The 9,609-nt window shown below is 69.0% G+C and carries 17 protein-coding genes and 1 pseudogene; 8 read left to right on the top strand and 10 right to left on the bottom strand.

Going from position 1 to position 9,609, the window contains the following annotated elements:
• Window positions 1–121: 121 nt before the first annotated feature.
• Together ACF1GV_RS39810 and ACF1GV_RS39815 are read left to right on the top strand one after the other, a co-directional pair.
• A complete protein-coding gene (locus ACF1GV_RS39810; RefSeq protein WP_391691564.1) occupies window positions 122–451 on the top strand; it encodes a hypothetical protein in 330 nt (109 codons plus the stop codon).
• Window positions 452–745, top strand: a complete 294-nt coding sequence (locus ACF1GV_RS39815; RefSeq protein ID WP_391691567.1) for a DUF6417 family protein — start codon at window positions 452–454, stop codon at window positions 743–745.
• A gap of 16 nt (window positions 746–761) precedes the next feature.
• On the opposite strand, the gene ACF1GV_RS39820 is transcribed toward ACF1GV_RS39815, so the two are convergent.
• Window positions 762–902 carry a hypothetical protein gene (locus tag ACF1GV_RS39820; protein WP_391691570.1) on the bottom strand — a complete coding sequence of 47 codons (141 nt, stop codon included), beginning with the start codon at window positions 900–902 and terminating at the stop codon, window positions 762–764.
• Between the two features lie 305 nt (window positions 903–1,207).
• Between ACF1GV_RS39820 and ACF1GV_RS39825 the strand changes: the two genes are divergently transcribed.
• Complete coding sequence (locus tag ACF1GV_RS39825) at window positions 1,208–1,402, top strand: hypothetical protein (RefSeq protein ID WP_391691572.1); 195 nt, start codon at window positions 1,208–1,210, stop codon at window positions 1,400–1,402.
• Between the two features lie 7 nt (window positions 1,403–1,409).
• On the opposite strand, the gene ACF1GV_RS39830 is transcribed toward ACF1GV_RS39825, so the two are convergent.
• On the bottom strand, window positions 1,410–1,613 hold the full coding sequence (locus tag ACF1GV_RS39830; protein WP_391691575.1) for a hypothetical protein: 204 nt from the start codon (window positions 1,611–1,613) through the stop codon (window positions 1,410–1,412).
• A 103-nt stretch (window positions 1,614–1,716) separates the two neighbouring features.
• On the opposite strand from ACF1GV_RS39830, the gene ACF1GV_RS39835 reads away from it, so the two are divergent.
• On the top strand, window positions 1,717–2,658 hold the full coding sequence (locus tag ACF1GV_RS39835) for a Ku protein (RefSeq protein WP_391691578.1): 942 nt from the start codon (window positions 1,717–1,719) through the stop codon (window positions 2,656–2,658).
• 70 nt (window positions 2,659–2,728) lie between these two features.
• Here the strand turns inward: ACF1GV_RS39835 and ACF1GV_RS39840 are convergent, their stop codons facing one another.
• The 4 genes from ACF1GV_RS39840 to ACF1GV_RS39855 all read right to left on the bottom strand — a co-directional run bounded on the left by ACF1GV_RS39840 (window position 2,729) and on the right by ACF1GV_RS39855 (window position 4,147).
• The gene (locus ACF1GV_RS39840) at window positions 2,729–3,259 is read right to left on the bottom strand and encodes a GNAT family N-acetyltransferase (RefSeq protein WP_391691581.1); all 531 of its coding nucleotides are present in this window, start codon (window positions 3,257–3,259) and stop codon (window positions 2,729–2,731) included.
• 66 nt (window positions 3,260–3,325) lie between these two features.
• On the bottom strand, window positions 3,326–3,511 hold the full coding sequence (locus tag ACF1GV_RS39845) for a hypothetical protein (protein WP_391691584.1): 186 nt from the start codon (window positions 3,509–3,511) through the stop codon (window positions 3,326–3,328).
• A gap of 2 nt (window positions 3,512–3,513) precedes the next feature.
• Window positions 3,514–3,915, bottom strand: a complete 402-nt coding sequence (locus tag ACF1GV_RS39850; RefSeq protein WP_391691587.1) for a hypothetical protein — start codon at window positions 3,913–3,915, stop codon at window positions 3,514–3,516.
• Between the two features lie 13 nt (window positions 3,916–3,928).
• Window positions 3,929–4,147: a hypothetical protein gene (locus tag ACF1GV_RS39855; protein WP_391691590.1), complete on the bottom strand. Its 219-nt coding sequence runs from the start codon at window positions 4,145–4,147 to the stop codon at window positions 3,929–3,931.
• Between the two features lie 179 nt (window positions 4,148–4,326).
• Between ACF1GV_RS39855 and ACF1GV_RS39860 the strand changes: the two are divergent.
• The 4 genes and pseudogenes from ACF1GV_RS39860 to ACF1GV_RS39875 form a co-directional block, all read left to right on the top strand.
• Window positions 4,327–4,711: pseudogene (locus ACF1GV_RS39860) on the top strand (hypothetical protein); the annotation flags it as partial.
• A 50-nt stretch (window positions 4,712–4,761) separates the two neighbouring features.
• The gene (locus tag ACF1GV_RS39865) at window positions 4,762–5,220 is read left to right on the top strand and encodes a hypothetical protein (RefSeq protein WP_391691592.1); all 459 of its coding nucleotides are present in this window, start codon (window positions 4,762–4,764) and stop codon (window positions 5,218–5,220) included.
• A 164-nt stretch (window positions 5,221–5,384) separates the two neighbouring features.
• Entirely contained in the window at window positions 5,385–6,350 is a 966-nt protein-coding gene (locus ACF1GV_RS39870; RefSeq protein ID WP_391691690.1) for an ATP-dependent DNA ligase, read from the top strand.
• A 183-nt stretch (window positions 6,351–6,533) separates the two neighbouring features.
• Complete coding sequence (locus ACF1GV_RS39875; protein WP_391691595.1) at window positions 6,534–6,767, top strand: hypothetical protein; 234 nt, start codon at window positions 6,534–6,536, stop codon at window positions 6,765–6,767.
• Window positions 6,768–6,888: 121 nt separating this feature from the next.
• Here the strand turns inward: ACF1GV_RS39875 and ACF1GV_RS39880 are convergent, their stop codons facing one another.
• The 4 genes from ACF1GV_RS39880 to ACF1GV_RS39895 all read right to left on the bottom strand — a co-directional run.
• Window positions 6,889–7,122 (bottom strand): hypothetical protein, encoded by a 234-nt coding sequence (locus tag ACF1GV_RS39880; protein ID WP_391691702.1) that lies wholly within the window; start codon window positions 7,120–7,122, stop codon window positions 6,889–6,891.
• Between the two features lie 87 nt (window positions 7,123–7,209).
• A complete protein-coding gene (locus tag ACF1GV_RS39885; RefSeq protein ID WP_391691597.1) occupies window positions 7,210–7,404 on the bottom strand; it encodes a hypothetical protein in 195 nt (64 codons plus the stop codon).
• Between the two features lie 274 nt (window positions 7,405–7,678).
• On the bottom strand, window positions 7,679–8,641 hold the full coding sequence (locus tag ACF1GV_RS39890) for a nucleotidyl transferase AbiEii/AbiGii toxin family protein (RefSeq protein WP_391691600.1): 963 nt from the start codon (window positions 8,639–8,641) through the stop codon (window positions 7,679–7,681).
• A gap of 570 nt (window positions 8,642–9,211) precedes the next feature.
• Window positions 9,212–9,609 (bottom strand): tetratricopeptide repeat protein (locus ACF1GV_RS39895; protein ID WP_391691603.1); only part of this gene is annotated, 398 nt, incomplete at its 5' end.

Raw genomic sequence — 9,609 nt, forward strand, 5'->3', positions numbered from 1 at the left:
GGGGCACCTGCCTGACTTGCCTACCACGGGCGCAGGGGCGGTGCGGAGTCATTCGCCCCTCGCGGGATCCAGGCTCTACTGTCGGTCCCGGCCGCGGGTGATGGCGAGGGCGAGGGTGATCATGAACGCGCGGCAGGCACGGTTGGACGCCCTGCGCTCCCTGCGCGAGCAGGAGACGGGGTCCGTCTACGGCTGGGTGCTGTCCACCGATGTGCCGCCCGGTCTGCAGCAGTCTCTGCAGAGCGCGGCCGCCCAGGGCCTGGTTGAGCTGGCCGACCGGGAGGACCGCGCGGAACTGTCCGCCCACGAGGGGCGCCCCGTTCTCTGGGCTGCCCGCCTCAGCGCCCAGGGCCACGACGTCCTGACCTACCTGCACGCCTCTCCCGACCCCACCCCGCACAGCACACCATGCGCGGCCCAAGAGCAGATGATCGAGCTGCGTCCCGCGTAGATGGACGCCCTGCGCGTCTACGCGAACCTCGCCTCCGTCCTGCGTATACCACCGGCCGAAGGCCTCGTCGAACGTGTCCGTACCGCCTACTTCGACCGGCCAGGCAACCGCTGGCGCATGACACTCACCACCGAGCAGATCGACTCGGTCGCCTACGCCTTCTACCTGCGCGCGCTCAGCGGCTCGGTGGCGGAGGCCAACTGGTTCGCCCGCGAGTACGGCGTCGCCTGCCGGGCCGAGGCGGCGACCGGCCGCCGGGGCGCCGTGCGCCCGTCGTCCACCGTCTCGCCTTGACGGCCCGGGCATGGCATCAGCATTCCCGGTGCGTCGGACCGGCCTCGTCGTAGGGGGCGGGAATGAGCTGTCCGGTCCAGCTCCAGGGTTCCTGTCGTGGGTCCCAGGTCACCTCGACGCTGGTGCCGTGGAAGTCCCGGGCGAGTTCCTTCACCATCGTGGCCGCTTGCGGCCAATGCCACTTCGGGATCCAGCAGCTCGCCGCTGAGGCGCCCCCAGAGCATTCCGCCCTCCGCTGTGAGCAGGCTGTGACGCCAGCCCTCCGGCGTCGCCAGAAGCACGATGGCCTTGGGCAGGCCGAAGGAAGGCCGCTGTGTCTTCTTTCGTCTCGCCACACGGTCATTCAACATGGCCGGAACGGGCAGCCTTGACGCAGGTGCTGGCCATCCAGGACCCAGCTCGGTTACCTCCTCAGCCCCGGCCGACCAGCCGCTCAGCCGTCGGCCATGGACGCTGGATGTCATGAGTGAGAGCAGCGAGAGCGAGAGGACGTATCACCCGGGTGAGATCGTTCCCCAGTCCGGGTTCTATGAGTGCGACTGCGGGCAGCGGCACGAGTACAGCGCCGACGTGAAGGGTCACCGGTTCCCGCCCCTGCACGACAGCTGCAGCGGCAGCGGCTGGCGTCTGAAGGCTGCCTCACATCCCAGCCCCTGACCAGGGCTTATCCCCACACCTCTGGGCCGCCGCCGAGCCATTCGATGTCGTCGGAGCGGATGACGTCGAGGTCGTCGATTCCTTCCAGCCTGGTCTCCTGCAGGAAGGCGACGACGTCGCGGAGCCGGTAGGCGCGCCCGAGGATCGTGTCGTCTACGCGCAGGCGTCGGCCGCCTTGGTTGTCGGGCGGATACACGATCACCGTGGCCATGCCTCCAGCGTCCCGCCGTGCCCCGAGGGGCGCATGGTGTGGTGCGCCGGCGGCGTGGCGTTCGTAGGCTGGTGATGCTCGGGGCTACCACGGAAGGACATGTATGCCCCGGTCGATTTGGATCGGTGCGATCTCGTTTGGCCTGGTCACGGTGCCGATCAATGTGGTTGGTGCGACGGAGGATCACAGCATCCGTTTCCACCAGTATCACCGTGAGGACGGTGGCCGCGTCCGGGTGAAGAAGTTCTGCGACCTCGAGGACCGCGAGGTGTCCAGCGCCGAGATCGGCAAGGGCTACGAGGTCACCCGGGAGACGAAGCACCAGGCGGCGCAGATCGTGCCGATCTCGGACGAGGAACTGAGCAACCTTCCCCTGCCGACGGCGAAAGCGATCGAGATCGTCGCGTTCGTTCCGGCCGCGGACATCGACCCGATCCAGATCAGCGACGGCTATTACCTGCAGGCCAGCGGCCAGGTCGCCGCCAAACCGTACAAGCTTCTCGTCCAGGCCCTCGGCCGGTCCGAGAAGGTTGCCATCGCCAAGTACGCCTGGTCCGGCCGGGAACGCCTGGGCATGCTCCGGATCCGTGACGACGCCCTGGTTCTGCACGCGATGCGCTGGCCGGATGAGATCCGCAGCCCCGCCGAGCTGCTCCCGCCGCCCGTACAGGTCTCGGATGAGGAGATCGAGCGGGCGCTGGCGCTGATGGAGACCATGACCGTCGAAGACCTCGACGAACTGGACGCACATGACGAGTACACCGAGGCCATCGCGCAGATCATCGAGGCCAAGCGGGAGGACAAGCCGCTGCCGCAGGCGCCGGAGGCAGAGGAGCCGGCGCAGGTCCTCGACCTGATGGCTGCACTGAACGCCTCGGTGGAGAAGGCCCGCGAGACCCGTGGCGAGCACGGCACCCACGCCGAGGTGCACGAACTGCCCAAGGCGAAGAAGAAGGCCGCCGCGAAGAAGCAGCCCGCCAAGAAGACCGCAGCGAAGAAGACGGCGACGAAGAAGGCAAGCAGCCGCAAGCCACGCAGCGCCTAGGTTGATCACGAGCGTTGTTGACAGCCGCGGGGCTTGATCATGGCGAAGACCCCCGGTGTGGTGGAGCTGTCTAGGACTGCACCGCACGGAGGTCTTCGTGTCCCACGGCTCGTTCCATGCAGACCAGTTGGTCCCGCTCGTCCCACGACTCGGTGACGGTGAATCCGAGCCGCTCGTACAGGGCGATCGCGCCCGCCCGCCACATCCACACCGACAGCCGAACCGCGCTGACGCCGCTTTCCGCAGCATGCACGAGCGCGGCGCTGACCAGGCTGGACGCGATGCCCCGCCCCCGGAATGCCGGGTCGGTCCAGAGCCTCTTGACCTCGGACCGTCGGTGATGAGGGGTGGTCACCACCAGGCAGCCCACCGCGGTGTCCCCGATCAACGCCAGCAGCACGACATCGTCGACGAACACGGCCTGCGGATCCGCGATCTCTATTCGGTAGCGGTCTGGCAGCCCATCCACACCGGCGACGGCCTCACCCTTCTCGGCCTGCGTCTGCAGATGGTAGGCCGCCAGCAGATCTGCCAGCCCATCCTGAACGGAAGGGGCCTGGCCGGGCCAGCGGACGATGGCAACCTCGGGTTGATCAGTCATGGCGTGAGCATCGCATGACAGTGCCCAGGCCAGAACAAGCGTCATGATCCACTTTCGGCACGCGCCCTAGAGGCCGCCGGCCTGCTCGGCGGCGCGGCAGGCCGGGCAGACGACCAGGGCGTGCGGCCCGTAGCGCACCGTGCGGCCCTGGCAGCGCGCGCAGTAGCCGACCTGGCTCGGCCGGCAGCCGAGCAGCAGCGCCGCGGTGGCCCGGTCGGTGGTGGGGTCGATACTTCGGCGCGCATCGTTCACGCTCACGACGCTACGGCCCCGCCGTCCCCGTCGCCCGGCGGCACCGGCCGGGCGACGGCAGACCTCACCCGCCTGGAGGGCGGGCGGGGCAGCCCGCCGCCTTGCTGCGCGTCGCGGAAGGGGGCCAGCGCGCTGCGGTGGGCAACCCGCAGACCGTTCTGCGGCCACGGATAGGCGCGGCTGCCTTTCGAGCCGGTTCCCTCTGCGTCGACGAGCACCTGGTAGATGACGCGTCCGTCGGGCCAGTCCTGCCGGGCTCGTACCACGGCCCGGCGCCAGCGGCCCGCCGCCCTGACCCACAGGGCCGGCGGATCCGTCGACGGCCAGGTCCACACGACCGGCTTAGGTCCGTCCTGCGGACACCATGGCCGGGCCGTCACCGCGTCCGGAACCTCGTCGTCCACGGGCAGGGCCGGATCAGGAGGCTGCCGAGAGGCTGCGGGGGCGGCGGCCAGCCGCGTAGAGCGCGGAGGCGGCCGGTGTGCGCCGGCCGTGCCAGTGGGGGTGGAAACGCACCCCGCCCGACAGCTGGACGAGCCGTCTGCGCAGTGCGGTGCGTGGGTGCGCGGCGAGCTGGCGGTAGGTGGCGTGCCACTCGTCAACCGCCCGGGCAAGGTCGTCGGGAATCGGCCGCATGGCTGAATTCAATCATGTGTTCGATTTTCTTCGCTCGCCGACACACGCCGCTGCGCCGGGGCGACCATCCGACTTTCCCCTCCATCGAGTGGAGTCACCGCTGCTTCCCGGGCGTGCCGCCTTCCGGGGCCGCTACGAAGATCACGACCAGTCGGTGATCTTCGAGAGGACCCTTCCTCGTGCGCTTCCCCCGTACCGCCGCCATCGCCGCCGCCCTCACCGCCCTGCTCCTGCCCGCCACTGCCCACGCCGCCCCGGCCGGCGCCACCCTGCGCGATCCGGGCCATACGTTCACCGCCCCGGTGCGTGACGTCCTGGCCCAGCTGCCCATCGCGGCGGAGGACCGGCTGCAACACCCGCGCCGAGGTCCTCAAGGCCGAGGCAGTTATCGCACCCGAGCAGGGGCAGCGCTGCACCCTGACCGGGGGCCAGTGGTACAGCCCGTACGACGACCGCTACATCGACGGCCCACGGGGCCTGGACATCGCGCCGGCTATCAGCGCGAGGCGTTCAAGCACTGGGTGGACGCTGGTCCCGCTCGCCGAGGCCTGGGACTCCGGCGCCCGCCCTGTCAGCCCCGCTGCAGGCACACACCCGACCGAGAGGACCGCACCATGCACAGGAAACGCTTCGCCGCAGCGGCAGGAGCCGCCCTGCTGACCACCCTCGCCGTACCCGCTGACGCCCACGCCGCCGCCATCGCCTGCGGCGGCGCCGTCTCCACCCAGAACATCGGCGCACAAGGCTGCATCAGCGCCGAGCGGTTCAAGGACAACAAGATTTGGTGGCGCGACATCAAGGTGCACGCCGTCATCACCAACTCCCGCGCCCACGCCTCCTACGTCGACTACGAGGCGTTCATGAACGTCCAGGGCTCCAGTAGCTGGACGAAACTCGGCAACGGGCGCACGGTCGTTCAGCGCCGTTCCACGATCGGCCCCTTCGAGATCGGCTCCGCAACCCGCATCTGCGGCCCGGTCAACGCAAAAATCACCATCCGCGTCCACGTCCGGCCGGCCGGAGGCGCCTGGTCCAACTGGAGCAGCGCCGCGACGTCGCAGTGCCAGACCTGACCTCACGTACGACGAAGCCCCCGTGGCAAGAGGAGGCGGGGGCTTCGTCATGTCAGCGCGGCCTTCTGCGGAAGCTGGCCCAGGGCACGGTCGCCCGGACACGTAACTCGGCCTGCTCGACTGACGGCGGACCGCGCCCGCGTGGAAGGCATGGGTCCATGTGGATGCTGCCAGACCCTATACTCGCGGCCCCCGTAACAGACCCGGCACTGCCAGAGGGGTGGGCGGCCGAGCTCAAGTGGGACGGGTGGCGCGCCCTTCTGTCGTGGGACACAGGGCGCCTGGCGCTGCGCTCTCGCAGGGGCGCGGACCTTGCCCCGAGCTTCCCTGAGCTCCACTCCGGCGCAGCGCAGCTCCCCGACGCGACGGCCCTGGATGGGGAGGTGGTCGTATGGGCGTCTGACAGGCTTGCCTTTGAGCGGCTCCAGGGCCGCCTCCAGCGGCGAGGCGCCGGCGCGGCCCGGCTCGCCGAGCAGTCGCCCGCCCATTACGTGGCCTTCGACGTGCTGGGGCTGGAGGGCACTGACACCACCACCTGGCCGTACGGGCGCCGCAGGGGCGCACTGGAGAACCTCTTTGCTGAGCACCAGCTCACCGCGCCCTGGGCGCTGTGCCCGTCGACCACCGACCCGGCCACCGTGCGCGAGTGGCTGACGAGCTGGACAGCCGTCGGCGTGGAAGGCGTTGTCTACAAAAGGCTGACGGGCGTCTACGAACCGGCCTCGCGTGGCTGGAGGAAGTACAAGACGCGGCACACCGAGGACGCCATCGTCGGCGCATTTACCGGCTCCCCGGCCGCGCCGCGCACGCTGCTGCTGGGCCGGTACGACACCGACGGGCGCCTGCGCTACGTCGGACGCAGCACGACGCTCCCGCAGGCCGCGAGCCGGACGGTCGCCGGGCTCCTCACCCCGGCCGCAGACCACCCGTGGACGGGCTGGACGTTCAGCGCGGGGTGGAGCTCGCGCGAGAGCCTGCACGTCACTCTCGTCGTGCCGGAGCTGGTGGTGGAGGTCGGCGTCGACGTTGCACGCGACCGTGCCGGACGCTGGCGCCATGCAGCGCGCTGGCACCGGATTCGAGCCGAGATGCATCCGATGCAAGTGCCGAAGTTCGGAGAACCGGACTAACCGCCAGCTCCTGACGATGTCCAGGAGGAACCCTGCCTCTGCTGAGCTGGGTCTTCACGGAAAGCGGCATCGTGATGCCTCGATGTTGTATTGGATTGCAACATGCGAAGGAGGGAATCGTCTTGCCGGGAAGGACAACCCGGTTGGCCGTCTCCCTTAGCCTGTGATGATCGTTGAACAGGCATGAAGATCATCCGACGCAAGGTCGCGGCGCTCACCCTGACCGCCGGCTCCCTTGTCGTCGCCACCCCCGCCTACGCAGCCCCCACCACCTTGCCCGCGCTGGGCCTGCCGGTCCTACCTGGGCTGGGCGCGCCGGTCATGGCGGCCCTGCGAGCGCTTGAGGGGGTCGTCGACACGGTCGCGTTCGCCGTTCTTTCGTTCATCCCCACGCCGGCCGCGCTCATCCCCAGCTAGCAGGTCAAGCCTTCACGCGAAGTGCTCCGGAGGTAAGAGATCCCGGGACGCTTCGCGGCCTTCCATCACGGCCCGCACGGCGCGGTGGCCAGCCGGGTGAGGCTCGGGTGGGCACCTCTGCCTAACATCGAACCTGTGAACGACCAGCCGTCTCGTCTGGACCTGCTCCGGCCTCGAAGAAGAACCGCTCCAGCTCGGGGCGGGTCGGCTCCTCGACGAACTTCCCGTCCGCCTCGGCCTGCTCATCAATCACAAACTCCACCGGCACCAGGCAGACCGTAGACAGCCAGGGAACCCGCCCGGTGATCTTTCCGCGAACCCCAGCGGAGCCCCGACCGGCGTGCTGGCCGAGCATGATCGTCCTGACCGGGATTTGCTGTACCCCAACTACTCCAGCCGAACTCGTCGACGATGCTGACCAATCACGGTCGCGGCGCGCCAACTACCCGTTGACCGCCATGATCGCGTTGATGAGATCGCCGCCGCTCTCTTTCAAGGCCCTGACCGCCTTCGCTCTTGACGCACCAGTCTGCCCCATGACCAATTCGATGCCCTTGGGGTCAACCCCGGTCTCGTCGACGGTGTCCTCGATGGTGTCGTCCTCAGGCTCAGGGACATCTTCGAAATCTTCTGACATGAAGTCCTCCAAGGAGCGAAGAAGTACCGCTCAGCCCTTCCACTGCCCAGGCACCCTGAAACAGGTGCCCCACACCGTCACGGGCGGCCTCCGCTAGCCACTCTGCGTGTGCTTCCAGCCGGCCGCCGTGGGGTGCTGGGCTCGGTCGCTTGATGAGGCCCGCAGCATCGGCGACTACGACCCCACGGTCACGCAGAAGGGGCGGTCGCCTCGTCGGAGGTGACCGCCCCTTCTCGTAGTCGAGCCGCAACCGTGACCAGGGTCCGTGCGCCCGTCAGGCGTCCGGCACGGCAACCGGGTTGATGTCCAGGTAGCCGAGACGGGCGTCGACCGTTGCCTCGGCCTCGCGCTGGCGGCCAACGTGCGACTGCTCGGCCACCCAGCCCTTCTTGGTGCGGCACTGCTCGCCGTCCCCGGCCTCGCACGTCTTGCACTGTGTGCGCAGGGCCTCGACGGCGACTGCCGCGTCCCGCTCCCGGCGCCTGCGGGCGGAGGCGGCCTTGGACTCCCAGCCGATCCCGATGCCCTGCATCGCTTTGGGGAACGTAGTGGTCTCCACGCCGCGCTCTGCGGCCCGCTCGGCTTCCCGGGCCAGCCTGACGAGCTGCCACTGCGTCGGGATGATCGCCGGGCCGCCGAAGTCCTGCCGGTTGGTCTCGCGGGCCGCCACTCCCCACGGATCGCCGGTGTCCCGGAAGGCCTTGGCGAGCGGCACGTCGCCCTCGACCACGAAGGCAAGGAACTGCATGCGCTCGCCCGTCTCCCGCACCCCCTTTGCGGTGGAGCGTAAGGAGTCGATAGTCGCCTCCAGCTCCACCGGCGCCGTCGGCGTCTCGACGGCCCGGGCGAGCTGCCTCAAGCGCAGGTCGATCGCGGACAGTTCGGCGGCGAGTTCGCTGAGGCTGATCCTCTGGCCCGCCATCAGGTGGTCGGTGTCGGTCTCGGCGGTGCTCTCATAGGTGTCCGTGGTCATGAGAGCCTTGATCACGAGCTCCCGCGCTTCCTCGGCGCTGCGCTCAGGGTGGGTGCTTTGCAGGTCGATGTCCTGGCTGAGGCGGGCGGCGCCGCGGTATCGGACCAGCAGGGCTTGGCCGCCCTTGATGAGCCAGCCGTCTGGTTCCTTGGTGAACACCCGGGCCGCGAGCCGGTTGAAGTAGAAGATCTTCATCAGGTCCGGGACGCTCGTGTCAGTTGGAGCCGCGAAGAAGACGACAGCGGAGAAGGCAAGCAGTCGCAAGCCGCGCAGCGCGTGACCTTTCGCTCGCCTGCCGCGAACGAGCCCTTTACGGGTTCGGAGCGGCCCCATATGGCTTCGAGCGGCCCTGGTGCTGTCGGTGTCGGCGGCGCAGTGCGCTGAAGTTCTGCTGGAGGCGCGTTGGAAGTCCGCCAAGAACGGGCCGTCGTGCCGATTCTCGGCGAAGGGGCGTTCCTGTTTTGATGAAGAGGGGTGCTCGGCCCGATGCGGGAGCAGGCACGTGGTGATCCCGCCGACCGCCGCCGTAGAGAGCGCCGCCGTCGACGGCCGGGGACCATCACACCTTCCGATTCATCTCAGAACAGGCTATTCCAGCCCATTACGGGTGTATGAGAGCGCCACCCGCCGCAGGCATCGAAGACGTGAGGTGAGAAGCTGCGCGCCCCGAAATCAGCCATGACATCCGGAGCCCGATGTATGGACTTGATCCCCCCGCTTGCAACGATCTGTCGCTTCGCGGGTGAGGTGGCGGCGCGCTCGCTCTGCGGTGGGGCCGGCCGCGTGCCTGGTCGTTTCCGGAGCCGACTACAACCCGGCCGGAGCCTTGTCCGGTCACGGAGGTGTGATCTGAGAGATGTCCCAGGCGTGCAGGTGGCGGCTGCGGAGGGTGTTGGGGTGGTCGGGGCCGAGTGCGCGGGCGCGGTCGGCGGCTACTTGGGCGGAGAGCTGGGCTGCTTGTTCGTGGTGTCCGGCTCTGCCGAGGTACAGGGCGTGGTTGTGGCGGCTTTGGAGGGTGTCGGGGTGGTCTGGGCCGAGTACGCGGGTGCGGTCGGCGGCCACCTGCTCCATCAGCACGGCTGCTTGCTCGTCGTGTCCGGCCTTGCCTAGGTACAGGGCGTGGTTGTAGCGGCTGTCGAGGGTGTTGGGGTGGTCGGGGCCGAGTGCGCGGGCGCGGTCGGCGGCTACTTGGGCGGAGAGCTGGGCTGCTTGTTCGTGGTGTCCGGCTCTGC

The sequence above is a fragment of the Streptomyces sp. NPDC014006 genome, from assembly GCF_043088925.1.
In the GTDB taxonomy this organism is placed as follows: Bacteria; Actinomycetota; Actinomycetes; order Streptomycetales; family Streptomycetaceae; genus Streptomyces.